The sequence below is a fragment of the Microbacterium sp. PI-1 genome (genome assembly GCF_004337555.1).
Taxonomy (GTDB): Bacteria; Actinomycetota; Actinomycetes; order Actinomycetales; family Microbacteriaceae; genus Microbacterium; species Microbacterium aurugineum.
This window is the reverse complement of sequence record NZ_SJYZ01000012.1, coordinates 35,721-61,724: the sequence shown is the minus strand read 5'-3', so window position 1 is coordinate 61,724 and position 26,004 is coordinate 35,721. Positions and strand designations below refer to the sequence as shown.

26 protein-coding genes and 1 tRNA gene are annotated in these 26,004 nt (G+C 68.8%); 18 read left to right on the top strand and 9 right to left on the bottom strand.

Translation table 11 applies throughout. The annotated features are described in order from the left end of the window. The first annotated feature begins 60 nt into the window (after positions 1–60). Positions 61–639 (top strand): dihydrofolate reductase family protein, encoded by a 579-nt coding sequence (locus E0W80_RS11635; RefSeq protein ID WP_131492654.1) that lies wholly within the window; start codon positions 61–63, stop codon positions 637–639. Positions 640–724: 85 nt separating this feature from the next. Further along, positions 725–1,645, top strand: a complete 921-nt coding sequence (locus E0W80_RS11630; RefSeq protein WP_047524452.1) for a cation diffusion facilitator family transporter — start codon at positions 725–727, stop codon at positions 1,643–1,645. 31 nt (positions 1,646–1,676) lie between these two features. Here the strand turns inward: E0W80_RS11630 and ligD are convergent, their stop codons facing one another. Then, positions 1,677–3,635, bottom strand: coding sequence for a non-homologous end-joining DNA ligase (gene ligD, locus E0W80_RS11625; protein WP_131492653.1), 1,959 nt, complete (start codon positions 3,633–3,635; stop codon positions 1,677–1,679). Between the two features lie 58 nt (positions 3,636–3,693). Here ligD and E0W80_RS11620 point away from each other — a divergent pair, with 58 nt between their 5' ends. Beyond that, a complete protein-coding gene (locus E0W80_RS11620) occupies positions 3,694–4,503 on the top strand; it encodes a Ku protein (protein WP_131492651.1) in 810 nt (269 codons plus the stop codon). Between the two features lie 36 nt (positions 4,504–4,539). Here E0W80_RS11620 and E0W80_RS11615 read toward each other — a convergent pair whose 3' ends face one another. Next, positions 4,540–5,304: a VTT domain-containing protein gene (locus E0W80_RS11615; RefSeq protein ID WP_131492725.1), complete on the bottom strand. Its 765-nt coding sequence runs from the start codon at positions 5,302–5,304 to the stop codon at positions 4,540–4,542. Positions 5,305–5,401: 97 nt separating this feature from the next. Beyond that, positions 5,402–5,483, bottom strand: a tRNA-Leu gene (locus tag E0W80_RS11610). Between the two features lie 141 nt (positions 5,484–5,624). Here E0W80_RS11610 and E0W80_RS11605 point away from each other — a divergent pair. Genes E0W80_RS11605 through E0W80_RS11595 form a run of 3 tightly spaced genes read left to right on the top strand, consistent with a single transcriptional unit; the run spans position 5,625 to position 8,610 of the window. Beyond that, positions 5,625–6,821 (top strand): ATPase, T2SS/T4P/T4SS family, encoded by a 1,197-nt coding sequence (locus tag E0W80_RS11605; RefSeq protein WP_240740515.1) that lies wholly within the window; start codon positions 5,625–5,627, stop codon positions 6,819–6,821. Continuing rightward, positions 6,818–7,675: a type II secretion system F family protein gene (locus E0W80_RS11600; protein ID WP_131492649.1), complete on the top strand. Its 858-nt coding sequence runs from the start codon at positions 6,818–6,820 to the stop codon at positions 7,673–7,675. Before E0W80_RS11605 ends, E0W80_RS11600 begins: the two co-directional genes overlap by 4 nt. After that, on the top strand, positions 7,672–8,610 hold the full coding sequence (locus tag E0W80_RS11595; RefSeq protein ID WP_131492721.1) for a type II secretion system F family protein: 939 nt from the start codon (positions 7,672–7,674) through the stop codon (positions 8,608–8,610). Before E0W80_RS11600 ends, E0W80_RS11595 begins: the two co-directional genes overlap by 4 nt. A gap of 21 nt (positions 8,611–8,631) precedes the next feature. Here the strand turns inward: E0W80_RS11595 and E0W80_RS11590 are convergent, their stop codons facing one another. Next, positions 8,632–9,777, bottom strand: a complete 1,146-nt coding sequence (locus E0W80_RS11590; RefSeq protein ID WP_131492647.1) for an FAD-dependent oxidoreductase — start codon at positions 9,775–9,777, stop codon at positions 8,632–8,634. Positions 9,778–9,890: 113 nt separating this feature from the next. On the opposite strand from E0W80_RS11590, the gene E0W80_RS11585 reads away from it, so the two are divergent. The 5 genes from E0W80_RS11585 (at position 9,891) to E0W80_RS11565 (ending at position 11,888) form a co-directional block, all read left to right on the top strand. Beyond that, a complete protein-coding gene (locus E0W80_RS11585; RefSeq protein WP_047524307.1) occupies positions 9,891–10,349 on the top strand; it encodes a MarR family transcriptional regulator in 459 nt (152 codons plus the stop codon). Positions 10,350–10,444: 95 nt separating this feature from the next. Next, positions 10,445–10,624: a hypothetical protein gene (locus E0W80_RS11580; RefSeq protein WP_047524308.1), complete on the top strand. Its 180-nt coding sequence runs from the start codon at positions 10,445–10,447 to the stop codon at positions 10,622–10,624. 1 nt (position 10,625) lies between these two features. Further along, on the top strand, positions 10,626–11,027 hold the full coding sequence (locus tag E0W80_RS11575; protein ID WP_131492645.1) for a TadE/TadG family type IV pilus assembly protein: 402 nt from the start codon (positions 10,626–10,628) through the stop codon (positions 11,025–11,027). After that, on the top strand, positions 10,996–11,451 hold the full coding sequence (locus E0W80_RS11570; RefSeq protein WP_131492644.1) for a TadE family protein: 456 nt from the start codon (positions 10,996–10,998) through the stop codon (positions 11,449–11,451). Before E0W80_RS11575 ends, E0W80_RS11570 begins: the two co-directional genes overlap by 32 nt. Then, positions 11,448–11,888, top strand: coding sequence for a hypothetical protein (locus E0W80_RS11565; protein WP_131492642.1), 441 nt, complete (start codon positions 11,448–11,450; stop codon positions 11,886–11,888). The genes E0W80_RS11570 and E0W80_RS11565 overlap by 4 nt, the downstream gene beginning before the upstream one ends. Before the next feature lie 18 nt (positions 11,889–11,906). On the opposite strand, the gene E0W80_RS11560 is transcribed toward E0W80_RS11565, so the two are convergent. Further along, entirely contained in the window at positions 11,907–13,169 is a 1,263-nt protein-coding gene (locus tag E0W80_RS11560; protein WP_131492719.1) for an MFS transporter, read from the bottom strand. 119 nt (positions 13,170–13,288) lie between these two features. On the opposite strand from E0W80_RS11560, the gene prfB reads away from it, so the two are divergent. Then, positions 13,289–14,398 (top strand): peptide chain release factor 2, encoded by a 1,110-nt coding sequence (gene prfB / locus E0W80_RS11555; protein WP_131492640.1) that lies wholly within the window; start codon positions 13,289–13,291, stop codon positions 14,396–14,398. Between the two features lie 65 nt (positions 14,399–14,463). Here the strand turns inward: prfB and E0W80_RS11550 are convergent, their stop codons facing one another. Further along, complete coding sequence (locus tag E0W80_RS11550) at positions 14,464–15,486, bottom strand: DUF2510 domain-containing protein (RefSeq protein ID WP_131492638.1); 1,023 nt, start codon at positions 15,484–15,486, stop codon at positions 14,464–14,466. Between the two features lie 25 nt (positions 15,487–15,511). Continuing rightward, positions 15,512–16,426: a DUF2510 domain-containing protein gene (locus E0W80_RS11545; protein ID WP_131492636.1), complete on the bottom strand. Its 915-nt coding sequence runs from the start codon at positions 16,424–16,426 to the stop codon at positions 15,512–15,514. Positions 16,427–16,607: 181 nt separating this feature from the next. Between E0W80_RS11545 and ftsE the strand changes: the two genes are divergently transcribed. The 3 genes from ftsE to smpB all read left to right on the top strand — a co-directional run bounded on the left by ftsE (position 16,608) and on the right by smpB (position 19,165). After that, positions 16,608–17,714 (top strand): cell division ATP-binding protein FtsE, encoded by a 1,107-nt coding sequence (gene ftsE / locus E0W80_RS11540; protein WP_131492635.1) that lies wholly within the window; start codon positions 16,608–16,610, stop codon positions 17,712–17,714. Beyond that, positions 17,711–18,625, top strand: a complete 915-nt coding sequence (ftsX, locus tag E0W80_RS11535; protein ID WP_047524316.1) for a permease-like cell division protein FtsX — start codon at positions 17,711–17,713, stop codon at positions 18,623–18,625. Before ftsE ends, ftsX begins: the two co-directional genes overlap by 4 nt. A 63-nt stretch (positions 18,626–18,688) precedes the next feature. Beyond that, positions 18,689–19,165, top strand: coding sequence for an SsrA-binding protein SmpB (gene smpB, locus E0W80_RS11530; protein ID WP_047524317.1), 477 nt, complete (start codon positions 18,689–18,691; stop codon positions 19,163–19,165). Between the two features lie 10 nt (positions 19,166–19,175). Here the strand turns inward: smpB and E0W80_RS11525 are convergent, their stop codons facing one another. Beyond that, positions 19,176–21,041 carry a prolyl oligopeptidase family serine peptidase gene (locus tag E0W80_RS11525; RefSeq protein WP_131492633.1) on the bottom strand — a complete coding sequence of 622 codons (1,866 nt, stop codon included), beginning with the start codon at positions 21,039–21,041 and terminating at the stop codon, positions 19,176–19,178. Between the two features lie 190 nt (positions 21,042–21,231). On the opposite strand from E0W80_RS11525, the gene E0W80_RS11520 reads away from it, so the two are divergent. Both E0W80_RS11520 and metE read left to right on the top strand, forming a co-directional pair. Then, positions 21,232–22,179, top strand: coding sequence for a methylenetetrahydrofolate reductase (locus tag E0W80_RS11520; protein WP_131492631.1), 948 nt, complete (start codon positions 21,232–21,234; stop codon positions 22,177–22,179). Between the two features lie 21 nt (positions 22,180–22,200). Next, on the top strand, positions 22,201–24,510 hold the full coding sequence (gene metE / locus E0W80_RS11515; RefSeq protein WP_131492630.1) for a 5-methyltetrahydropteroyltriglutamate--homocysteine S-methyltransferase: 2,310 nt from the start codon (positions 22,201–22,203) through the stop codon (positions 24,508–24,510). A 126-nt stretch (positions 24,511–24,636) separates the two neighbouring features. Here metE and lexA read toward each other — a convergent pair whose 3' ends face one another. Further along, positions 24,637–25,323 carry a transcriptional repressor LexA gene (gene lexA / locus E0W80_RS11510; protein ID WP_047524321.1) on the bottom strand — a complete coding sequence of 229 codons (687 nt, stop codon included), beginning with the start codon at positions 25,321–25,323 and terminating at the stop codon, positions 24,637–24,639. A 286-nt stretch (positions 25,324–25,609) separates the two neighbouring features. On the opposite strand from lexA, the gene E0W80_RS11505 reads away from it, so the two are divergent. Further along, a complete protein-coding gene (locus E0W80_RS11505) occupies positions 25,610–25,978 on the top strand; it encodes a LysM peptidoglycan-binding domain-containing protein (protein ID WP_131492628.1) in 369 nt (122 codons plus the stop codon). Positions 25,979–26,004 lie beyond the last annotated feature (26 nt).

Here is a 26,004-nt window from a genome sequence, read left to right as displayed (position 1 = left end):
GTCGAGGAAGCGTAACCACTACGGTTGACGTACTTCACGTGTAGTGCTTATCGTGAAGGCATGCGTGAACTGACCTACTACATCGGTGTCTCCCTCGACGGCTTCATCGCGGGCCCCGCGGACGAGGTCGACTTCTATCCCGTCACCCCGGCGTTCGCCGAGTCGCTCGGCACGGAGTTCGCCGACGTGCAGCCGACCTTCGCCCGCGCGGGGCGCGGAGGGGCAGACGCTCCGGTGACGCAGTTCGACACGGTCCTCATGGGGCGCCGGACCTACGAGCCGGCGTTGCAGGTGGGGGTGACCGACCCCTACGCGCACCTGCGCACCATCGTGTTCAGCAGCACGCTCGCCGATCCCGTGGATCCGAACGTCGAGATCGTGCGCACAGACCCGGTCGAACGCGTTCGGCAGGTGAAGGCCGAGGACGGGTTGGGGATCTACCTCGCCGGTGGCGCTGTGCTCGCCGGAGCGTTGATCGACGAGATCGACCGCCTCATCGTCAAGAAGTATCCGGTGATCGCGGGAGACGGGATCCCGATGGCGAGGTTCGCGTTCGCGCCGAAGTCGTTCGACCTCGAGGAAGCCCGGACCTTCGACAACGGATGCGTCGTGCTCACCTACGTGCGCACCCGTCGGTGAACTGCTGGTGACGCTGAGAATCGTTACCCTTCCCGACTAGCGCGAACAGACCTTCCGGCTGTGATTCCCGGTCTAGCCTGGGGGCATGCACGATCACGCACCCGCCGCCGGCGGCATCCGTTCGGCCAACAGTCGACGCCTGCTGGCGATCTCGCTGACGCTCACGGCGACCGTGATGGTCGTGCAGGTCGTCGGTGCGATCCTGACCGGTTCGCTCGCCTTGCTCGCCGACGCCGCGCACATGTTCACGGACGCCTCCGCGCTCGTGATCGCGCTCATCGCCGCGACCGTGGCCGCGCGACCAGCCGATGATCGACGGACCTTCGGGTATCAACGCGCCGAGGTGTTCGGCGCGTTGATCAATGCCGTGATCCTGATCGCCCTGGCCACGTGGGTGGCGATCGAGGGCATCGGCCGCCTGCTGAACCCCGGCGACGTCGAGGTCGCCGGCGGGCTCATGCTCGTGGTCGCCGTCGTGGGCCTGATGGCGAATGCCGTCTCGATGTGGTTGCTCAGCCGTGCGCAGCGCACGAGCATCAACGTGCGCGGCGCCTATCTCGAGGTGATGGGCGACCTGATCGGGTCCGCCGCGGTCATCGTCGCCGCGATCGTGATCCTCCTGACGGGATGGATGCCGGCCGATGCGATCGCCTCCCTGTTCATCGCGGCGATGATCATCCCGCGAGCGATCGCGCTGCTGCGCGAGGTGTTCTCGGTCCTCGCCGAGTCGGCGCCCAAGGGGACCGCCGTCAGCGACATCCGCACCCACCTGCTGGGGTACGACGGTGTGGTCGGCGTGCACGATGTGCACGTGTGGCAGCTCACGCGGGGCGCGCCGGTGTTCACGGCGCATGTCACCGTCGAGCCGCAGCTGTTCGCCGACGGGAGGTCGACGCAGCTCCTCTCCGACATGCAGGCGTGCTTGGCCGATCACTTCGATGTCGAGCATTCGACGTTCCAGATCGAGCCGGCTGAGAAGTCGGACTGCGAGCCGCACCACGCGTGAACGCTCCGAACGCTCCGGTGCGGGGGAGTGGTCAGCGCTCCACGACGATGTCGCCCGGCTCCTTGTCGGGCCGCAACCCTCGCCATCGTGCGTGTCGGAGCACCCCATCGGGGGTCCAATTGGCGAACTCGACTTCGCCCACGAGCTCGGGATGCACCCAGAGCGCGTCGGACGCGTCGGGCGCGGGCACGCCGTCGAGGGGCGCTGTCTCCCTGCGCAGCGGGTCGAGGCGTGCGAGCAGATCGCGGAGGATGCGGTCGGTGAATCCGGTTCCCACCCTCCCGACGTAGCGCAACGGCGCTGATCCGCCTCGGCCGCCGGAGCGGTCGGGCACCGCGAGCAGGAGCGAGCCGAGTGTGCTCTCGCGATCGCCTTTGCCCGGCCGGATCCCGACGATCACGGCCTCCTGCATGCGCGTGTGCTTGAGCTTCAGCCAGGACGGGCTGCGCTGCCCCGGGCGGTAACGGGACTGCGGGTCCTTCACCACGACGCCTTCGAGACCGAACTCCCTGCTGGCAGCGAGGGCCGCGTCGACGTCGTCGAAGACCGGAGGGATCTGTATCGGGGCGTCGAGGCCTGCGACGACGTCTTCGAGCAGGATGCGGCGCTCGCGCAGCGGCATGCCCGTGAGATCGTGCCCGTCGAGGCTCAGCAGGTCGAAGAGCATGTACACGATCGGCGTGCGGACCACCTCCCGCTCGATCTCGCGCGGACGGGTCAGATGCATGCGGTTCTGCAGCAGGGAGAAGCTCGGGCGTCCCTGGCCGTCGAACGCCACGATCTCCCCATCCACGATCGCGTCGGCGACGGGCAGGAAAGGGGCGCCGTCGGCGGTGAGTTCCGGATAGCGGGTCGTGATGTCGGTGCCGCGCCGCGCGTGCAGGAGCATCCGTCCGTCGGCCCAGGTGCCCAAGGCTCGGATGCCGTCCCATTTCACCTCGACCCAGGACGGATCGCTCAGCGCCCGCGCGACCCCGGCGGTGCCGTTCTCGGCGAGCATCGGCGCGAGGGGCGCGGCCGTGGCGCCCCGTGAAGGGGCCGAAGCGCCCCGCGGGTGACGGGGCCGGTGAGCCGGGGGAGGTGTTGGGGCCGACGAGGCCTCCTGCGGGCGGAGCCCGGCGAGCGGATCGATTCCCGCGGCTGCGCGGGCGAGTACCTCGTCGAGGTCGAGCTGGGCCAGATCCGGGTCATCGAGTTCGTCCCAGGTGCGCGGAGCCGCGACCCACGGCTGTGCCCGCCCCCGGAGCGAGTACGGCGAGATGGTCGTCTTCTTGCCGTTGTTCTGGCTCCAGTCCAGGAACACCTTCCCGCCTCGCTCGGCCTTCGACATGACGCTCGTGGCCAGATCGGGATGGTCGTTCTCGATCAGGCGGGCGAGTTCCTTCACGACCGCCGAGATCTCGTCGCTCGTCTGCTCACCGGGGAGGGCCGCATACAGGTGCAGACCCTTGCTCCCGCTCGTGACCGGGAGCGGATCGAGCCCCATGTCCGTCAAGATGACGCGTGCGAAGCGCGCGACTTCGGCGCACTGTGCGAGTCCGACACCGGGGCCCGGGTCCAGGTCGAGAACGAGGCGATCGGGGCGACCCGGGCTCCCGTCCGGAGCGAAGCGCCACTGCGGCACGTGCAGTTCGATCGCGGCGACCTGAGCGAGCCACACCAGCGTCGGCACGTCCTCGACGAGGGGGTACTCCTTCGGGCCGTCCGAATGCTGGATCGCCTGCCGCGGGATCCAGGCCGGTGCCCCCGGTTCGAGCTGCTTCGTGAAGAACGCATCCGCGGGAGCGTCCCTCGTCCCGACGCCTTCGACCCAGCGCTTGCGCGTGACCGGGCGTCCGTCGAGGAGGGGCAGGATGAGCGGGGCGATCGCGCTGTAGTAGGCGATGACCTCGCCCTTGGTCGTGCCGGTGTCCGGGTAGACGACCTTGTCGAGATTCGTCACGCGCAGACGGCGACCGTCCACCTGCACGATCTGCCCTGGTCCGACCATGCAGCCAGCGTAGTCAAGGGACTGGTCGCGACGGCTTCGACTGGTGTTCACTGGTGTCATGAGGACGATCTGGAAGGGCGCGCTGACATTCGGGCTCGTGAACGTGCCGGTGAAGGTGTACTCCGCCACGGAGGATCACGATGTGCCGCTGCATCAGGTGCACGAGAAGGACGGCGGCCGCATCCGGTACCAGCGCACCTGCGAGGTGTGCGGCGAGACGGTGGCCTATGCCGACATCGATCGTGCGTACGTCGACGACGGGCAGACGGTGGTGCTCACCAAGGATGACTTGGCCGCGCTGCCGGCCGAGAAGAGCCGGGAGATCGACGTCGTCGAGTTCGTGCCGTCCGACCAGGTCGATCTGCTCACCCTCGACAAGCCGTACTACCTCGAGCCGGACTCGAAGTCCCCGAAGGCGTACGTGCTGCTGCGCAAGACCCTGGAGCAGACGGATCGCACCGCGATCGTGCGCTTCACCCTGCGGCAGAAGACCAGGCTGGCCGCGCTGCGGGTCCGGGGGAAGGTACTCGTGCTGCAGACCCTGTTGTGGGCCGATGAGGTGCGCGAAGCGGAGTTCCCTGCACTGGACGAGGACGTGCGGATCTCGAAGAAGGAGCTCGAGCTCTCCGCCTCACTCGTCGACAGCTACTCGGCCGACTTCGATCCCGAGGACTTCGTCGACGAGTACCAGAAGGAGCTCCGCACCCTCATCGACGCGAAGATCGAGGCCGGGGAAACGTTCGACGTCGCCGAGACGTTCGGAGAGGCCGAGAAGGCTGCGGAGGGTGGCGAAGTCATCGACCTCATGGAGGCACTCCGCGCCAGCGTCGCGCGTACCAAAGAGGAGCGCGCGAAGAACGCAGGCTGACGTCGTCCGCCGAGAGCTCGGCGCACGAGGTCAGGATCAGTGCTTGCCGTCGCCGTCCAGGTCGGGGGCGCGGTCGAACACGTCGGCATCCAGGACGAGCTCCTGTGCCTCCTCGGCATCGGTCACGACGTCTTCGCCTGCCGCCGCGGCCTTCTTCGCCTTGTGGCGCTCCGAGAAGTAGTGCCACAGGGTGACGAGGGCGGTGCCGCCGACAGCGATCAGCAGGATCACGTCGATGTACTGAACCACGAGTTCGCGCACCCACGGGATGTAGGCGATGAGGTATCCGACCATCGTGAGGCCGAAGCCCCAGATCATGGCGCCGATGAAGTTGTAGAGCGAGTAGCGGCGCCACGGCATGTGTCCCACACCAGCTGCGACGGGGGCGAAGGTGCGAACGATGGGGACGAAACGGGCGAGGATGACCGTGAGACCGCCGAAGCGCTCGAAGAACGCGTTCGTGCGCTCGACGTTCTTCTTGCTGAAGAGACCCGACTCCTTGCGCTCGAACACCGCCGGTCCGCCCTTGTGACCGATCAGATAGCCGACCTCGCCGCCGATGAAGGCCGACAGCGCGATCAGGAGCGAGACGACCCAGATGTTCACGCCGAACACATTGCTGGTGTGCGTCAGGAGCCCGGCGATGATGAGCAGGGTGTCGCCGGGGAGGAGGAACCCGACCAGGAGACCGGTCTCGGCGAAGACGATGAAGCACACCACCAGAAGTGCCCAGGGGCCCGCCGCGCCGATGATCGTCTGGGGGTCGAGCCAGGGGATGAGGGCGGTGGGAGCGTGCAGCATGGATTCGAGCACTGGCGGGATTCCCGTCGGTCGTGAGTGGTCGGCGTCAGAGCGGAGCGACGTCAGGGTGGTCTCGCGACGGCGCCATCGTCTCTCGTGCGGAAGGTGGGACTTGAACCCACACGCCCTGGGGCACAGGAACCTAAATCCTGCGTGTCTGCCAATTCCACCACTCCCGCGCGGTGGAATCAGTCTACTGACCGGCGAAACCCCCTGTCTGAGCATCAGCCCGCAGTTCATCGCACCCCGGAGCGGTCGGGGGTCGGCGTGCCTGTGGATAACTCCGACGCGGGGGAACCGATCGTTGCGAGGATGCCGGGGTGAGTCATCCGTCTGCCCTGGTCACCGAACAGGTTCGGCGTCGCCTGCGCATGGAAGGGGTGGATCCCACGATCGATCCCGACGCCGCGCGGCGCATCGCGCACGCGGAGGTCCGTCGTCACGATGACGCTGCTCTCGCACGCGGCGGCGGCCTCATCGAAGACGAAGCGGCCTGTGTCCGTGACGTGCTGGCGTCGCTCAGCGGGTTCGGAGCGCTGCAGCCTCTGTTGGACGATCCCGAGATCGAGGAGATCTGGCTCAACGGCACCGGACACGTGCATGTCGCCCGTGAAGGCGTGGCGGAGCGGACCGGACTGCGCCTCAGCGCCACGACGGTGCGCGACCTCGTCGAGCGGATGCTGCAGGCCACCGGTCGACGGGTCGACATCAGTCAGCCCTTCGTCGACGCCTCGCTGCCGGACGGCTCTCGTCTGCACGTCGCGATCGCCGACGTCGTGCGCGGGTCCTGGGCGGTCAACATCCGGAAGTTCCTCCCGAAGTATCGGTCGCTCGAGGCGTTGACGGCCCAGGGGATGATGCCCGCGGCGGTGGCTGAGCGGCTGCGGGTGGCGATGAACGACGGTCGCACGGTGATCGTCTCCGGCGCGACCCACGCAGGGAAGACCACGGTGCTCGGTGCGCTGCTGGCCTCGTGCGCCGACTCGCAGCGCATCGTCACCGTCGAGGAGACCTTCGAGCTCGCGATCGAGGGTCCTGATCTGGTCGCATTGCAGGGGCGCCAGTCCAGTCTGGAAGGCACGGGGGAGATAACCCTGCGTCGATTGGTGAAGGAAGCGCTCCGGATGCGGCCGGACCGCCTGGTCCTCGGTGAGGTGCGTGATGCCGAAGCGCTCGACCTCGTGCTCGCGCTCAACACCGGAGTGCCGGGAGCGTGCACCGTGCACGCGAACTCCGCGACGGAGGCCCTCGAGAAGCTCAGCATGCTGCCGCTCCTGGCCGGCCGCAACATCGATCGCGGTTTCATCGCGCCGGCGATCGCGACGTCGATCGACCTCGTCGTCCATTGCGTGCGCGACCGCTCGGGCCGCCGCTTCGTGCAGGAGATCGTCGCGCCCACCGGAGAGATCGTCGAGGGACGCATCCGCACAGCGCGGGTCTATCTCGACGGCTCGACGACGCAAGGGCGTGCCGACATGGATCGTGGCCCCGTGCACCGGATCGGGGTGAACTCGTGACGGTGCTGCTCGGGGCCGCGCTCGCCGCAGGTGTGCTCCTGTGCGTCTCGCCGTGGATGTGGCCGCCTCGTGCGAACGCGCAGCCGGCCGGCAGAGACGGACGACTCACGCGGTTGATCGAGGAAGCGGGCCTCGTCGCGCTCGTGCCGCGCGTGCTCATCGCGGTGATCGTGGCCGCGGGGATGCTGGCCGCTTCCGTGGTCTGGCTCCTGAGCGGACTGCCCGTGCTTGCCCTGCTCGCCGGAGCGGCGGGGGCGTCTGCGCCGATCCTGTTCCTGCGCGGTCGGCGGCTTCGGCTGCTTCGCGTGCGTCGGCAACTCTGGCCGGACATCTGTGACCTCCTGATCGCCTCGATCCGCGTCGGGCTCTCGCTCCCCGACGCGGTGGCGAGCCTGGCCGAGTCCGCGCCGACCATGCTCCGACCCGCCTTCGCCGTGTTCGCCCGAGACCTCCGGGCGAGCGGCAGATTCGAGACGAGCCTCGACCGGTTGAAGTCGTCCCTCGCCGATCCCATCGGCGATCGGATCGTCGAGACTCTGCGCATGGCCCGTCAGGTCGGCGGCACCGAGTTGATCAGTGTGCTCCGCGCGTTGTCGGCGTCCGTCCGCGCAGATGCCGCGCTTCGAGGAGAAGTCGAGGCGCGGCAGTCGTGGATCCGCGGTGCGGCGATCCTCGGGGCCGTTGCGCCGTGGATCATCCTCGGACTGCTCGTCATGCGCCCGGAGGGGGCTTCGGCGTACGGCACGCCCGAGGGGGTTCTGGTGATCTGCGTCGGAGCCGCGATCTCGGTCGCTGCCTTCCGGATCATGGTCCGCATCGGTCGACTTCCCGAGCCGCGGCGGTGGTTCGGGTGACGGAGGTGTCGGTCGTCGCGGTCGCGGTGCTGGTCGGTGGCACGTTCTCCGCCGGCGTGCTGAGCGTCCTGTTCGTGCTTCCGCGCTGGCGGGCAGCATCCCTGATCGTCCGTATCGGGCCCTACGTCCGTGACGTCGTGACCGACGAGCGGCTGCCCCCAGGCATCCTGCCTTCCTCCGGCGTGCTCCCCGCGCGTTCTCGAACGTTGTGGGACGCCGTTCGAGAGGCGTTCGAGCGTCTGCTCGGCGGGGGAGCCGCCCTTCGACAGCGACTGTCCCAAGCCGGAGTGGCGATCGAACCTTCCGTGTTCCGCGGCAAGCAACTGGGGTGGACGCTCGCCGGGATCGGCGGAGGTGCCATCGTGGTCATCCTCCTCGCACTGGCGGGGCGGATGTCGGTGCCCACGAGTGTCATCCCGGTGGTGTTCGGGGCGCTCGCCGCCGTCGTGTACGACATGCAGCTCTCCGCACGGGCCAGGGCTCGCCGGGTGCGTCTCGCCGACGAGCTTCCGACGACGCTGGAGTTCCTGGCGCTGTGCCTTGCCGCCGGCGAAGGGTTCCTCGACTCCCTCCGACGTGTCGCCGCCGTCGGCACCGGTGAGCTGACAGCCGAACTCCGCCAGGTCGTCCTCGCGGTCGGGACCGGGTCGCCGTTGGCTGACGCGCTGAGTGAGACGGCGCGACGTCTGCAGCTGCCCGGGCTCTCGCGTGCCGTCGACCAGGTGATCGCCGCTCTCGAGCACGGAGCGCCGCTCGCCGCGGTGCTGCACGCACAGGCCGGCGATGCGCGCGAGGACGCGAAACGCACGCTCATCGAGCAGGCAGGGCGCAAGGAGATCCTGATGCTCTTCCCGCTGGTCTTCCTCATCCTGCCGCTGTCCGTGCTCTTCGCCGTGTATCCGGGACTGTTCATCCTGCGGCTCGGCATCGGCTGACCGCCTCGCAGGGGAGGGGTCTCAGCCCTTGATGTACCGCCGCGTCATGTAGCTGCGGACGAGAGGGAAGGAGGCGAGGCGGAGGGGCAGCATGCTCAGCCAGAGGGTCAGGGGATGGGCGGGGGCGTAGATTCCCTTGACGCGTCGTCCGAGCCTCTGCTTGCGTTCCGCTTCGGGGCGGATCGCTGTCTCCCACGCCTGCAGCGCGGCCGGGATGTCGTCAGGTCTGGCGGTGAGTTCTGTGACGAGCCGGTCCGCTCCGCCCACGGCCAGAGATGAGCCGTAGCCGGCGAACAGCGTGACGCACCACGCGGAGTCGCCGAGGAGCGCGACTCGACCCTTGCTCCAGGACGGCACCACCACTTGGCTGACGGTGTCGAAGTAGATGGAGTCGGCTTCCTGGAGGCCGGTGAGTACTTCGGGGGTAATCCAACCGAGATCGCCGTAGATACGTCTCAGCTCGGCGTGCACGTCGGCGCCCGGGCGCGCATGATCGGCGCGGTAGCCGAAGAAGGCGACGTTGCGAGCGTCGCCGGCGCTGATGACGGCGACGGTGCGACCGCGCGAGGAGTGCGTGCCCGTGGTGCCCGGTGCGATGGATGCGGGGCGCCGCTCGAGCATGGACACGGCGATCTTGTGTTGCAGGTCGACGAGGAAGTCCTCCTCCGGCCCGAACAGCAGGGCGCGGGTGGCCGAGTGCAACCCATCCGCGCCGATCAGCAGATCGGCCGTCTCGACGGTGCCGTCGGTCAGTGCGACGCGGACCTCTCGGTCGTCCTGCTCGAAGGAGGTGAGCGTGGTGCCGAAGCGGATGGTCGTGTGATCCCGGACCCTTTCATACAGGACCGACTCGAGGTCGCCCCGCAGGATCGTCAAGGAGCGCGCGCCGGTGGTGGCAGCGATCGTGGCGCGATCCAGAGCGAAGAGGCGTGAGCCGTCGGACCGGTGATAGCTGAGCCCCGTGGTCTCGAACGAGCGGGCCTGGAGATCGCTCAGGATTCCGATTCGCTCTGCGGCGTCATACCCGATGCCGCCGAAGGTCACGGCATAGCCCCCGTCGCGGCGTGCGGGTGCGCGTTCGACGAGGAGAGTCTCCCACCCGGCCTGGTGCAGGCGGAGGGCGGTGGAGAGTCCGGCGATGCCGGCTCCGATGATGACTGCGCGCATGGATGTCGTCCTTCCTCGCGTCGTGGTCGAGATGGCGCGCTTCCGACAGTATCGGAGTTTCAGGAATTATTGAACAGTCATGATGTTTGATATCGTGCCGCCTGGAGGGTGAGATGACCGACAGGCACACGCAGTGGCAGACCGCCGAACGACTGGCGCTGACATTGACCGAGGGCGGGATGCAGCGGATGGCTGCGCGCACGCTCGCCGTCTTCCTGTTCACCGACCAGGAGACGGTCACGGCGGGTGAGATCGTCGAGCGGTTGGATGCCAGCGCCGGCGCGGTCTCCAGTGCGATCAAGTCGCTGCTCTCGGTGGGGCTCATCGAGCGTCTGCCCGCTCCCGGGAGTCGCCGGGAGCACTTCCGACTTCGCGACGATGCCTGGGCGACCCTGTTCACCGGCCAGAACACGATCATCGACGCCATGCTCCAGGTCGCCTCGGAAGGCGTCTCCGTCACCGGTGACGATGATCCGGCGCATCAGCGCCTGGCGCAGATGCACGCGTTCTATGAATTCCTGCGGGGCGAGATCCCCGCTCTGCTGCACCGCTGGCAGGAGCGGAACGGCTGACGCGAACTCTCTGGCAGGGAAGGGGCGGACGGCGGCGTCCCGCGGGCTGTGGATAACTTCCGCGCGCGTGATCTCCCCCCGGGCAGACTGGCCGCATGATCACACGCCTGCGCTCGTTCTTCCGCGCTCTGTCGGCCGACGAATCCGGTGACGTTCCCGGCTGGGTGCTCGTGACACTGATGACGGCCGGGCTGGTGGTGCTGATCTGGGCGGTCGCAGGCCCCGCGCTGACCGCGCTGTTCGAACAGGCGATCCAACGGGTGTCGGGGCTCTGACATGGCGGAGGGGCCCCGGTTCGCGGATGAGCGCGGTTCGAGCCCGGTGGAGTTCCTGTTGGTGGGAACGCTGCTCACGGCGCTCACACTCGCCGTCCTCCAACTCGCGCTCGCCGTCTATGTGCGAAACGTGGTCCACGATGCAGCCGTCGAAGGCGCGTATCACGCTGCTCTCGCCGACACGAGTCCGGCCGAAGGAGTCGAGCGCACCCGCGAGGTGATCACGCGTGCGATCGGCGCGGGATATGCCGAGGACATCCGGATCGGCACCTCGGGGCTCCCGGAGGAAGAAACCGTCGACGTGCGAGTGCGCTCGACCTTCCCGCTGCTGGGTCTGATCGGAATCCCGTTCGCGATGGAGGTGGAGGCCCATGCGCCCGTGGAGACGTTCGGTGGCCGGTGAGGAAGGATCAGCGGCGCTCGAGTTCATCGCGGTCGGCGTCATCCTCCTGGTGCCGATGGTCTACCTCGTGATCGCGCTCGGCGGCATCCAGGAGCAGACGCTCGGCGCAGAGGCGGCGGCGAGGCACATGGCGCGCGTCATCGCGCGGGCTCCGGACGCCACATCCGCGACTGAACGCGGAGATGTGGTGCTCCGCGGGGTGATCGACGAGTACGGTCTGGATGCCGACGCGGTGGACGTGACGCTGACATGCACTCCGTCGGGCGTCGAATGCCCATCGTCGGGAGCGACCGTCTTCGTCACCGTCAGCGCCCGGGTGCGGTTGCCCCTCGTGCCGGAGCTCTTCGGGCTCGACCGTTCCACCGCGGTCCCCGTCCAGGCCACTTCGGCGCAGAAGGTGTCGCGGCTGTGGGGTGCGCGATGACGCGCGCCGGCCGGTCAGCAGACACAGCGGTGCCGGGGCAGGACGAGGGCAGCGTCCTCCTGCTGACGCTCGGCTACGTGCTTCTCGCGCTCGTGGTGATCTACGTCTGCGTCTGCGCGACGGATCTCTACATCGCGCAGAAGCGGCTGGACGCCCTCGCGGACTCGGCGGCGCTCGCCGGGGCGGATGGCTTCATCCTCGCGGTGACGGCCGACGGCGTCCGCGCCGAGTTGACGGATTCCGGGGTCGAGCAGCAAGCGGCAGCCCTGGTCGAAGGGGTGCCGGGCGAGACGGACCTCGTCGCGGCGGGAACGCCCGACGGGGTGTCGGCACGTGTGACGGTCGGCGTCGACTGGCGTCCGCCCTTGCTGTCGCCGTTCGTCCCGGACGGCGTACGCCTGGAGTCCACCGCCACGAGCCGCACGGCCCTGTCGTGATCTGCCGAGAGGGGGCGCTCAGTTGCCGTCCGGCTCCGCGTCTGGCCCCGGGTCCGGCTCCGGCCGCGATCTGGGTATGAACTTCGGGATCCACCGCAGGAATCCGGCTGCCCCGACGAGGCCGATGACGCCCATCGCTGCGGCCGCGAAGGGGAGCGCCGAGAAAGCGGTGATCGCCGACACCAGCAGCGGCGCGATCGCACCCCCGGCGTCGGTGAGCGTGCGCCAGGATCCGAGGAAGGCGGCGGGCTCGCGCTTCGGGGCGACATCCGCACCGAGGGTGAGCAGGATCCCGCTCGACAGGCCGTTGCCGACGCCGAGCACCGCGGCGAACATCCCGAACCACAGCACCGCCGCATCGAGCTCGTGCGTGAACGACAGCGCGAGGAAGCCAGCGCCCATGAGCACCATCGCGGGCATCGCCGCCCACAGTCGTCCGAAGCGGTCCATCACCTGCCCACTGGCGTAGAAGAGCGCGAAGTCGATCGCCCCGGAGACGCCGACCACGAGGGCGATCGTCGAGGCGTCCAGCCCCAGGGAGAGCCCCCACAGCGGGAGGACGACCTGCCGCGCGGAGCGCACCGCCGACAGCGACGCCGCGGCGAGTCCGAGACGGCCGAGCACCGCGCGCTGTCGCCACATGGTCTGGAAGATGCCCGTGCGCTCGACGGTCGGGATGGATCCGCTCACCGCCTCGCCGGAGTCCTCCATGGAACGCTCGGCCGGGGTGAGCGGAGCGGGAGGTGTCGTCTTCTCCGGATCGGGGCCGAAGAGCACGAGAATCACCATCACCACGAGGCAGCCCAGGAAGAACCAGATCGCGGCGCTCTCGGTGCCGAACAGCTGCAGCAGACCCGCTGCCACGAACGGGCCGATGAAGATGCCGAGGCGGAAGCTGCCGCCGAGCAACGAGAGCGAGCGCGCGCGGAAGGCGACCGGAACCCTGGTCGTCATGAACGCGTGACGGGCCAGGCCGAAGGCGGCCGCGCACACGCCCAGGACGAACACTGAGGCCGCCAGCACGCCGAGCGTCGGGGCGAAGACCATTCCCACAGCCGACAGGATCGCGATCACGCCGGCGATCACCATCGTGAACCGCTCGCCGATCCGCCCGACCGCCCATCCGGCGGGGAGGTTTCCGCAGAGCTGGCCGATGACGAGCGCGGAGGCGACGAGGGCCGCGAAAGCGACGTCGGCACCCATGGCGGCTGCGAGTACCGGGATGAGCGGGATCACGGCGCCCTCGCCGAGGGCGAAGAGGACCGTCGGCAGATACACCATCGGTCCGAACTGCCGAAGGACCGTCGATGCACTGCTCACGCCCTCACGCTACTCCCCGCAGGGAGGTGCTCCTGGACCCGGTCCCCGCGTGGGCAGACGGCACGTTAGGCTGAGGTGTCATGCTCGAACTAGATCTCTCCGCCGAAATCCAGGCGCTCAGGCACACCTTCGGCGACATCAGCGAGGTCGTCGATGTCTCCCGTCTCCGCGACGACATCGCGCGTCTCAGCGAAGAGGCCGGTGCTCCCGACCTCTGGGACGACACCGACAACGCGCAGAAGGTGACCAGCGCGCTCAGCCACCGTCAGTCCGAGCTCGCCCGCATCACCGGCATCGCGCAGCGCCTCGACGACCTCGAGGTGCTCGTGGGTCTCGCCAACGAGATGGACGACGAGGATTCCGCGCAGGAGGCGCGCACCGAGCTCGCGGCACTCACCGACCTGATCAACCAGCTCGAGGTGCAGACGCTCCTCGACGGCGAGTACGATGACCGGGCAGCGATCATCACGATCCGCTCCGGCGCGGGGGGCGACGACGCCACCGACTTCGCCGAGATGCTGATGCGCATGTACCTGCGCTGGGCAGAACGCCACAAGTACCCCGTCAAGGTGATGGACACGTCGTACGCGGAGGGTGCGGGCATCAAGTCCGCCACCTTCGAGATCGATGCGCCCTACGCCTTCGGAACCATCTCGGTCGAAGCCGGCACGCACCGCCTCGCGCGTATCAGTCCGTTCGGATCCGCCGACAAGCGCCAGACGTCGTTCGCCGCGGTCGAGGTCATCCCGCTCATGGAGGAGGCGACCGAGGTCGACATCCCCGAGAGCGACATCCGTGTCGACGTCTTCCGCTCGTCCGGCCCCGGCGGACAGTCGGTCAACACGACCGACTCCGCGGTGCGCCTCACCCACCTTCCGACCGGCATCGTCGTGTCGATGCAGAACGAGAAGTCGCAGATCCAGAACCGGGCAGCCGCCATGCGCGTGCTGCAGACGCGGCTCCTGCTGCTCCAGAAGGAGCAGGAAGCAGCGAAGAAGAAGGAACTCGCCGGCAACATCACCGCGAGCTGGGGTGACCAGATGCGCTCCTACTTCCTCTACGGACAGCAGCTGGTGAAAGACCTCCGCACCGGCCAGGAGTCCGGGAACCCGGCCGCCGTGTTCGACGGCGATCTCGATGACTTCATCTCGGCGGGAATCCGCTGGCGCAAGCGCAAGGTCGAGGACTGAGACAAGAAGAAGGGCCCCGGAGTGATCCCGGGGCCCTTCTTCTTGTCTCGGCGACAGCGCAGGAGTCAGTACGCGGCATCTTTCAGCGTGCCGGTCACGTCCTCATAGCTGTAGAGGATGCAGTGCACGGTGCGGTCGTCGCCACGGACCCAGGACGACTCCGTCGGCTGATACGTGTAGTAGTCGAGAACCGAATCCATGTAGGACGTGCCCACGTAGGCCTCGAATTCCGACAGGCAGCCATCCCATGCCTGGTCTTGGAGGGCGCCGTCACCGGGGAACTCCTCGCCTTCGAGGTCGTAGATGAAGAAGACCTCGTCCGTGTGAGGGTCGGCGCAGGGCACCACGGGGAGTTCGTAGATGTTCCCCTCTTCGTCGGAGTAGTCGACGAACGGCAGGCAGTCGCCCACGCGGAGATCGGCGAAGCTCACCATCTCGGTACCCTCGATGGCGCCCGAACCGTCGTTCGTCGAGGGGCGCTCGGCCGGGGCTCCGCTCGGGGAGCCGGCTCCTCCCGCCGCGGACGCGACTCCCAGCAGGACGAGCGACACGGCGACCGCGAGGATGGCGCCGATCGCCGCCACCACCATCCCGGTGATGCCCGGCCACTTCCGACCCCGCAGGAAGAGCGAGACGAGCGACAGGATGAATCCGATGGCGAGCAGGCTCCAGCCCGCGATCGCGATCACGGGGACGCAGGCGCCGATCACGCCGACGACCACCGTCACCAGGCCGATGATGCCGAGCACCGGCGTCCCGGTCGCGGCAGGGGGAGCGGCCGGGACCGCCCACGGATCACCGACGACGCCGGAAGCGCCCGGATAGCCGGTCATGGTCGGGCCCGCGACGGGTGTCGGATCCGCAGGCGCCATCATGTACGGCGGAGCGAACGGAGCAGGTTCCGGTGTGGCGGGGACGGGATCACCTTCGGGAGCAGGAGCAGGAGCGGGAGCGGGCGCGGGAGCAGGAGCGGGATCGGGCTCGGCGGGCCGCGGGGGAGCGGCCACGACGTGCTCGGTCCATTGCTGTCCGTCCCACCACCGCTGGTTCCCCGAACCGTCGTCGTACCACCCCGCAGGCGTAGTCATCTCGCGCTCCCGCTGTCGTGGTGTCTCAGGAGACGAAACAGGCGGTGATGGCCTCGGTGTCCCCGAGGACCTCGGCCAGACCGTTGATCGCGTCGAGATCCGTCAGAGTGCCGTCACTCTCGGCGATCGCACGCAGCGTGGCGTTGTCGAGGTCGGAGACGACGAGCAGGTCGGCGAGGCACAGGACCTGTTCCTCGGTGTACCCCTCGGTGCCGTCCAGCATGAGGATCGCCGTCAGTCCTGCGGCCACCTCGGGCGTGGTCGGGCGGGTGCCGTCGTCGGCACCGTCCGTCTCGCCCGGGTCGGTCGCCTCGCTCGACGGGGAGGTGCTCGGGAGGTTGTCGAGCTCTTCGCTCGCCGTCTGCGCGACCGCGAAGACGAACACGAAGAACATCACGACGCCGATGATCGTGCCGACGACGGCGAGGATAAGGCCCGCGATGCCGGGCCACTTCTTGCCCTTCAGGAAAAGCGAGATCAGCGAGACGATGAAGCCGGCGCCGAGCAGGATGAACCCGAAGAACCCGATCACGGGGATGAAGGCGAGGATCGTTCCGACCGCCGCGAGGCCGAGGCCGACGAGTCCGAGGATCGAGATCTTCTTCGGAGCGTCCTGGCCGGGCTGAGTGTACGGCGAAGCGGCGGGGTAACCCGACGGCGACGTCGTGTATCCCGCAGGGTAGGTCGGGGCGGAACCCGGGTAACCGGCGGCCGGCTGAGCCGGGGAGCCGTATTCCGGAACATCGGCGGCGGGGACCTCGGCGGCGGGCACATCGGTCGCTGGTGCCTCGGGGGCTGACGGAGTCTCAGCCGCAGCGGGGGCCTCGGGCTCGACCGGGGCCGCGGCCTCGGGAGCGAAGTGCTCGGTCCACTGCTGGCCGTCCCACCAGCGCTGGCGTCCGGATCCGTCGTCGTACCAGCCTGCTGGTGTCGTGGTCATGATTCCCCCTCGATGAATGCGATCGCTCCCTGGTGCGGCGACCCCTTCATGTATAGCAGTGGGCGGTGACCGGGGTGAGGCCTCCGGATGGGGAATAGTCCCCATTTCGTGCGCACAGGGACACGGTGTGCGGGGTGTCGCTCGCGACCAGCCGGAGGGGCGCGCTTAGGCTCGAATCGCCATGATTCGGTTCGAGAACGTCACCAAGCGCTACAGAGGGACGAAGAAGCCCGCTCTCTCCGGTGTCGACTTCGAAGTGCAGCGCGGGGAGTTCGTCTTCCTCGTCGGTGCCTCGGGGTCCGGGAAATCCTCCTGTCTGCGCCTCATCCTGCGTGAAGACGTGCCGACCTCGGGCCGCGTCGCGGTCCTCGGCCGGGATCTCCGCTCGCTCGCCAACCGCAAGGTGCCGTACTTCCGGCGCCACATCGGCTCGGTGTTCCAGGACTTCCGCCTCCTCCCTTCGAAGACCGTCTATCAGAACGTGGCTTTCACGCTGCAGGTCACCGGATCCTCGCGAGGATTCATCCAGCAGGCCGTACCGGAGGCACTCGCTCTCGTCGGACTCGACGGCAAGCAGAAGCGCATGCCGCACGAGCTGTCCGGTGGGGAGCAGCAGCGCGTCGCGATCGCCCGCGCTCTGGTGAACCGCCCCCAGGTGCTGCTGGCCGACGAGCCCACCGGCAATCTCGACCCCGCGACCTCCGTCGACATCATGCAGCTCCTCGCCCGCATCAACGCGGGAGGGACCACCGTGCTGATGGCCACGCACGAGGCCGGCTTCGTCGACCAGATGCAGCGTCGCGTGATCGAGTTGCGCGACGGGGAGATGGTGCGTGATGAGGTGCACGGCGGCTACGGTGACACCTCGAACATCCCGCGCCTCGTGCCGGAGGAGGTCCGCGGTGCCGCTGCGGCCGCCGCCCTCACCGCGGTGCAGGAGGTGCAGCGCCAGACGGCCGATCTCTCGGTGGTGCGCGCTGCCCTCGCCGAGGAGCTCGCCGCGCAGCGGACCGCGGCCGCGGACCGGGGCCCGGATGTCGAAGCCGAGCCGTCCCCGCGGACGGTCGAGCCTCCGCAGACCGTCGAACCTCCGGAGCAGGCCTTCACGCCCGAGGCGGACGAGACCGCGCGGATCGTCGAACCGCCTGCCGTGGTCGAGCCACCCGCCGTCAACCGGCCCCGCACGCATCCGATCACCCTCCCGAATGTCGATGTCGCAGAGCTCGGAGTCGCCGACCGCCTCGGCCTCTCCGACGAAGACGACGAGGAAGTGGGCCCGACCTCATGAGAATCGGACTCATCCTCGCCGAGGCCCTGGGCGGCCTCCGGCGGAACATCTCGATGGTGATCTCCGTCGTCCTCGTGACCTTCGTGTCACTGACCTTCGTCGGCGCAGCGATCCTGATGCAGGGGCAGATCGGTGTCATGCGCGGGTACTGGGCCGAGCGCGCCCAGGTCGCCGTGTACATGTGCTCGGAGGTCTCCGAGTCGGAGACCTGTATCGATGGTGCGGCCAGCGAGGAGCAGGTCGCCGCGGTCCGCGCCCAGCTCGAGGGCGAGGCCCTGGCGCCGCTGATCAGCTCCATCACCTTCGACACGAAGGAAGAGACCTACGCCAAGCTCGTCGACCAGCTCGGCGCGGAGCAGGCGAGCGTTCTCACGCCGGACCAGGCGTTCGAGGTGTTCTTCGTCACGATGAAGGATCCGGGCCAGTCACAGGTGCTCGCCGAAGCCTTCAGCGGCCAGGCGGGGGTCGAACAGGTGACGGATCAGCTGCAATACCTCGATCCGCTGTTCTCGGCACTGACCGTCGCCACCTACATCGCGGTCGGCATCGCCGTGTTGATGCTCATCGCTGCGACGCTGTTGATCGGCACGACCATCCGGCTGTCGGCGTACGCCCGACGGAAGGAGATCGGCATCATGCGTCTGGTCGGTGCCTCGAACCGATTCATCCAGACACCCTTCGTCCTGGAGGGCGTCTTCGCGGCGTTCCTCGGCTCGGCGCTCGCGAGCGCTGCGGTCGTCGCCGGTATGCACTTCGGCGTCGAGGGCTACCTGAGAGGTCGGGTCCCCTTCATCACGACCTGGGTGACGATGCAGGACGCGGTTCTCGTCGTGCCCGTGCTGATCGGCATCGGGGTGGTGCTGGCCGCTCTGTCCGCCGGGTTCGCGATCCGCCGCTGGCTCCGTACCTGATAGCCTGAAAGGCTGCTCGGTCGGAAAGATCGATCGAGCTCATCACGGCAACAGGAGAGCATCATGCCCAGGGAACGCGGAGAGAAGGTCGTCGCGACCAATCGTCGCGCACGTCACGACTACACGATCGAGAAGTCGTACGAGGCGGGGATGGTGCTCACCGGCACCGAGGTGAAGTCGCTGCGTCAGGGACGCGCCAACCTCAGCGACGGCTACGCGTTCGTCAAGGGGAACGAGGTCTTCCTCGACTCCGTGCACATCCCGGAGTACTCGCAGGGGCACTGGACCAATCACTCGGCCAAGCGCGTCCGCAAGCTGCTGCTGCATCGCGAGGAGATCGCGAAGATCGCGCACGCGGTTTCTGCGGGTGGATACACGCTGATCCCTCTGAAGCTCTACTTCTCGGACGGCCGCGCGAAGGTCGAGATCGCCCTCGCAAAGGGCAAGCGCGAGTACGACAAGCGTCAGACCCTGCGAGAGCGTCAGGACACGCGCGAGGCCGAGCGCGCGATGCGCCTGCGCAACCGCGTGGGGGAGTAGCGCCCCGCCCTCAGCGGCGTGGTTCGAACCCGAACACCCGGCCGAGGAACGCGAGTTCGCGTTCGAGGGAGTCGACGATCGTCTCCGCACTGCGGAAACCGTGGCCCTCGCTCGGGTACAGCACGTACTCGTGATCGACGCCGCGCGCCGCCAGGGCATCGCGGATCGACTCCGACTGCGACGGCGGGACCACGCGGTCCTCGCCGCCCTGGAGGAGCAGCACCGGAACGTCGATGCGGTCGGCGTGGGTCAGCGGCGAACGCTCGATGTACACGTCTTCGTACTCGGGGAGGGGGCCGACGAGTCCGTCGAGGTACGTCGCTTCGAAGTCATGGGTCTCCGCGGCCAGCAGCCGCAGATCCGCCACGCCGTAGCGGCTGATCCCCGCGGCGAACGCCCCGCCACGGACCAGCGCCGACAGGACCGTCCACCCTCCGGCCGACCCTCCGCGGATGGCGATGCGGGCGGGGTCGGCGAGTCCCGCGTCCGCGAGCCCGCGAGCGGCGGAGATCACGTCATCGACGTCGACGACACCCCATCGCCCGTCCAGACGCTCGCGGTAGGCCCGGCCGTAGCCCGTGGATCCGCCGTAGTTCACGTCGAGCACGCCGATGCCCCGGCTCGTGTAGTAGGCGATCGCCGTCGAGGAGGCGCCGGAGACGTGCGCGGTCGGCCCCCCGTGCACGAGCACGATGTACGGCGGGAGCTCGTCGTCGGGTGCGCTCGCATCCGGGTTCGCGGGAGGATACGCGAAGGCGTGCACCTCGCCGTGCGCACCATCGACCTCGATCGGCACCGCGCGCGGCATCCACCGTGCGTCCACGGGCTCCCCGCCGCGCACCGTGACGGTCTCTCCGGAGTCGACGTCGACGACCCACAGGCCCGGTGTGACGTGTGAGCCGTTCCCGGAGAGCAGCACCCGGGTGCCCTCGGCGTCGTCCACGCTCACATGTCCGTCCCCGGGGACATCGATCGGACGTGCGGCGCCATCCGCATCGATCACGACCACCAGGTCACGGCCGTTCGTCCGCACGGCCACGATCCGCCCGTCGTTCAGCGGCTGGTACCAGCGGTTGCCGAGCACCCAGAGCCCGTAGCCCGTGTCGGCATCCGCCGGTGCGAGCGGCTGCGGCTCGGCGCCCGGGACGTCGCCGTCGAGAGCGACGCGGTGCAGCCCCCATCGGCCGGCGGAGTCATCGGCGAACACCAGTTCCGCGTCGCCGAGCCACTCCGGTTGCAGAGCCGCTCGCGAGGGCACGGTGTGCACGTCGCCTGCGGGGAGAGCGATGAGCCGAACATGTGCCTCTTCCCACGGCATCCGGCCGGTGTCCCACTCGACCCAGGCGATCCGCTCGCCGTCGGAGGAGAGCGCCGGATGGGCGACGAAGCCCTCACTCTCCCGGATCACCCGGATCGCGCTCGCGTCGTCCGCCGCCGAACCGTCGACCGGGATCTCGATGATCGATCGGGTGTGCGGGGTCGTCGACAGGTCTTCACGCACGGCCAGCAGACGCCCGGCCTGCACCCGCAGGCCTCCGTGCGCCGCGCCCTGCGGGGTGAGGGGGACAGGCTCGGTGCCAGGGACGAGTCGACGCACTCGCTGATCATCCGCATCGACGAAGTAGAGCGTGCCCTGGCGATCGGCGGTCCACGCGCCGCCCCCGTACTCGTGCACCCGCGAACGTGCGCTCCAGGGGGCGGGAAGGATCTCGTCCCCGGACGAACTCCGCACCGTCACGCGTCCCTTCTCGGACGGGACGGATTCCCCCCACCAGATCTCGGAGCCGACGAAGCGGGCGCCGTCGATGCGCGGGGACGAGACCGCCACGGATGCGGCGGAGAAGGGCGAGGGCCAGGAACCGTAAGGGGACGACATGCTTCGAGCCTATGGGCCGATGACACACGGCGTCACACACGTGCGGCGACCCGACAGGGTGATCTAGGTTTCTGGAAACGCCCCGGTTCGCCCCGGAGCGTGGAGCGACAGCCGAGCCCGGCACCCGCCCGCGAACGACGTCCTCTGTGTCGTGCGCGGCCCCCGGCCCGACTTGTCCCCAGGAGAGAAGATGTCTTCCGAGACCGAGACCTCAGGCACTCCTCGCGTGCCGTTCTCCTTCGAGCTCTACCCACCGCGTTCGGCGTCGAGCGAGGAAGCGCTGCACGACACCGTCCGACGCCTCGCCGCCTCGGGGCCCGACTTCCTCTCGGTCACCTACGGGGCGGGCGGATCGACCGGTGGCCGCTCCCTCGACGTGCTCCGGTTCATCCGCACGCAGACCGACGTCGAGCCACTCGCGCACCTGACCTGCGTCGGCAACAGCTACGCGGGCGCCGCGACGCTGATCCGCGAGTTCCTCGATGCCGGCATCCTCAGCTTCCTCGCCCTGCGCGGAGACCCGCCCGCAGGGCAGACCGACGACGACCTCGGCGATCTGGAGAGTGCGGCCCAGCTCGTGCAGCTGATCGACCGCGTGCAGGCCGAACGGGCCCCCTACGAGGAGGCACCCGTCCCCGGACTCCCCGGTGCCGCGAGGGTCGATCCCCGCCGCAAGGTGAACATCGCGGTCGCCGCATTCCCGAAAGGCCATCCGCGGGCCACGCACCGCACGCAGGATGTGGAGGCGCTGCTCGCCAAGCAGGCCGCCGGGGCGACCTTCGCGATCACGCAGCTCTTCTTCCACCCTGACGACTACCTGGCGTTCGTCGAACGGGCTCGCAGCGCCGGGGTCACGATCCCGATCCTGCCGGGCATCATGCCGATCACCTCACCGGCGCGGCTCACACGCGTGCTCGAGCTCACGGGGGAGGACCTGCCGAGCGAGCTCGCCATCGGGCTCGACGTCGAGCCGACCGCGGAGGGTCGTCGAGAGATCGGCATCGAGTGGGCCGCACGCCTCGCTCGCGAGGTCGTCGCCGGGGGAGCGCCGGGCGTGCACCTCTACGCCTTCAACCAACACGAGACCGTCCTCACCGTCCTCGCAGAAGCCGGGATCCTCCCGGCCCTGCGTCACTAGACCCCGCCGAAAGGAAAGATCATGACCGCATTCCCCGAGGGCACCATCCTCGGCTATCCCCGGATCGGCCGTCGCCGTGAGCTCAAGAAGGCCGTCGAGGCGTTCTGGGCGGGCCGCATCGACGAGGAGGAGCTCGAGCGGACCACCCGTGAGCTGCGCGCATCGACGCGCGAGCGCCTCGCCGAGTTGGGGCTTGGACGCAAGGACTCCGCGATCCCCGAGTCCTTCTCGTACTACGACCAGGTGCTCGATGCCGCCGTGACCGTCGGGGCCATCCCGACACGCTTCGAGGACCTCCGCGGTGCCGATGGCACGGTGGGACTCCCCGCCTACTTCACGATCGCCCGCGGGGAGGGCGAGCGTGCGCCGCTCGAGATGACCAAGTGGTTCGACTCCAACTATCACTACCTGGTGCCGGAGATCGGCCCGGAGACGGTGTTCTCGCTCTCCAGCGACCGCCTCGTCCGGCAGGTCTCCGAGGCTGCCGAGGCGGGACTGGTCACGCGACCGGTCATCGTGGGCCCCGTCACCCTCCTCGCGCTGGCGAAAGCCTCGGATGACGCCCCGCAGGGCTTCGACCCGCTCTCGCGCCTCGATGACCTGCTCCCGGTCTACGTGGAGCTGCTCGCGCGACTTCGCGCCGCGGGAGCCGAGTGGGTGCAGCTCGACGAGCCGGCGCTCGTGAGCGAGTCGCTCCCTGCATCCGTCGCTCAGCTGTCGGATGCTGTCGCCCGAGCGCTGGACGTGCTCGGACGCGCACCGGAACGCCCCGCCATCCTCGTCGCCGCCCCGTACGCCGACCTCGGTGAGGTCTTCCCGGTGCTCGCGGCCGCGCCGATCGAGGCGATCGCTGTGGACCTCGTGCGCGGCGGCGTGCCCGCCCCGGCTGCAGGGCTCGAGGGCAAGACCCTCGTCGGCGGGGTGGTCGACGGGCACAACATCTGGCGCGGCGACCTCGCGCACGCGTTCGACCGGCTCGAGGCTCTCCGTGCGCTCGGCGCGGCCGTGTCCGCGTCGACGTCGACGTCGCTGCTGCATGTGCCCCACGACGTGACTGACGAGTCCCGGCTCGACGAGCGCCTGGTCTCGTGGTTGGCGTTCGCCGACCAGAAGGTCCAGCAGGTCGGTGTGCTGGCCCGGGGGCTCAGCGTCGGCCGCGCGTCGATCGCCGCCGAGCTCGACGCGTCGTCCGCCGCGCTGGCGGATCGTCTCGCTGCACCAGGCGTTCGTGACGGTGCCGTCCGCGATCGTGCGCTCAGCACGGCCGACTTCTCCCGCGTCGGGTACGAGGAGCGTGAGACCGCGCAGGAGGCGCTCGGCCTGCCCGTGCTGCCGTTGACGACGATCGGCTCCTTCCCGCAGACCGGCGACATCCGGCGTGCGCGCGCCCGGTTCACCCGTGGCGAGATCCCCGCCGAGGACTACGACGACTTCCTGCGTCGCGAAGTGGCCAGCGTCGTCTCTCTGCAGGAGGACCTCGGGCTCGATGTGCTGGTCCACGGGGAGCCCGAGCGCAACGACATGGTGCAGTACTTCGCCGAGAACCTCGATGGCTTCGCGGTGACCGAGCACGGCTGGGTCCAGTCGTACGGATCCCGGGCCACACGACCGTCGATCCTCTGGGGCGACGTCTCGCGACCGGCTCCGATCACCGTGGGATGGTCCGCCTACGCGCAGTCGTTGACGAGCAAGCACCTGAAGGGCATGCTCACGGGTCCCGTGACGATCCTCGCCTGGTCGTTCGTGCGTGACGACCAGCCGCTCGGTGAGACCGCGAACCAGGTCGCGCTGGCGCTGCGCGATGAGATCGCCGACCTGGAGGCTGCCGGCATCGCGATCATCCAGGTCGACGAGCCCGCGCTGCGTGAACTCCTGCCGCTGAAGAAGGCGGACCAGCCCGCGTACCTCCGCTGGTCCGTCGACTCATTCCGACTCGCGACCGGTGGTGCCGCTGCCGGTACCCAGGTGCACACGCACCTCTGTTACTCCGAGTTCGGTGTCGTGATCGATGCGATCCGGGCGCTCGATGCCGACGTGACCTCGATCGAGGCGGCGCGCAGTCGCATGGAGGTCGTCGCCGACATCGCCGAGGTCGGGTTCGACCACGGCATCGGTCCGGGCGTCTACGACATCCATTCGCCGCGCGTGCCGACGGTCGAGGAGGTCGAGTCGCTACTGCGTCGCGCGGTGGAGGAGATCCCGACACGTCAGCTCTGGGTGAACCCGGACTGCGGCCTGAAGACCCGCGGCTACGAGGAGACGACCGCCTCGCTGCGCAACATCGTCGAGGCGACGCGCCGGGTGCGTGAGGACGTGAGCGTCCGGGCATAGCTCACCCCGGGTCGACACCCCCGCGCCGGGTCGACACCCCCCCCGCAGCGTCGAGGCCCCCTCTCAGAAACGTATCTGGGAGGGGCCTCGACGGTCAGAAGGGGCCTCGACGGTCAGCGGAGCGCGTCAGACCGCCCGGAGCACGGCCACGACCTTGCCGAGCACGACGGCCTCATCACCGAGGATCGGCTCGAAAGACGAGTTGCGGGGCAGGAGCCAGGTGTGCCCGTCGCGACGGCGCAGGACCTTGACGGTGGCCTCCCCGTCGAGCATCGCGGCCACGATCTCGCCGTTCTCCGCATTGTTCTGGGAGCGGACGACCACCCAGTCGCCATCGCAGATCGCGGCGTCGATCATCGACTCGCCGGAGACCTTGAGCATGAACAGGTCGCCCTTGCCGACCAGCTGGCGTGGCAGGGGGAAGATCTCCTCCACCTGCTGGTCCGCCGTGATCGGCACACCCGCGGCGATGCGCCCGACCAGGGGTACGAGCGCGGCATCGCCCACGGGGGTCGCGACATCGGCAGGGTTCTCGCCGCTCGCACCGGGCAGATCGATCAGGACCTCCATCGCGCGCGTCTTCCCGGGGTCGCGGCGCAGGTAGCCGCTGAGCTCGAGCTGTCCGAGCTGGTGCGTCACGCTCGAGAGCGACTTGAGGCCGACGGCGTCACCGATCTCCCGCATGCTCGGCGGGTACCCGTGGTGGGCGATCGAATTCTGGATGACCTCGAGGATCGCCATCTGCTTCGGGCTCAGGCTCTTGCGACGGCGGGTCCGCGGTGCCTCCGACTCGGGGGCTGAGTACTCGCTCATGGTGCTCCTTAAGTGCGTGATCCGACGTCGCTCTTCGAATGTCGGAGGCCCGTGGTGTGGTGTTCTCATCGAAACCGTATCCGAGAAACAGTCCGATCTGGAAGATCTGTTCGAGCGTGTCGGGCGAATCGCGTTTCCGGTTTCGAAGAACACTTGACAGATGTTCGAACTCGAAGATATCTTCGGAACGTAGCTTCGCATTAACGGCTCCCGGCCGAGACGGGAATGCGAACGCTACGCCAACTTCCTCCGGGCCATCGCCCCGAGACAGGCTAAGGAGCACGACATGAGCAGCATCAGCGTCAGCACCGTAACGATCTTCCCGGCACCCGCACGCCCCCACACGCGACTGCGGCTGACGGCACGGGGTCGCGGTGTGCTGCTGGCTCTCGCCTCCGTGCCGCTGGCCATCGGAATCGCTTTCGCGGCGCTCAGCGGTGGCAGCGCCATCGCCTCCGGTGCCGATGCTCCCGCCGCGAGTGTCGAGACGCTGACGGTCCTGCCCGGGGACACCCTGTGGTCGATCGCCACCTCGGTCGCGCCGAACGCCGACCCGCGTGTCGTCATCGGAGAGATCAGCCGGATGAACGTGCTCCGTGGTGGCGAGCTCCAGATCGGTCAGGAGCTCGCGATCCCGGCGCAGTACGTGGACTGAGCCCTCACCGGGATGTGCGTCATCCG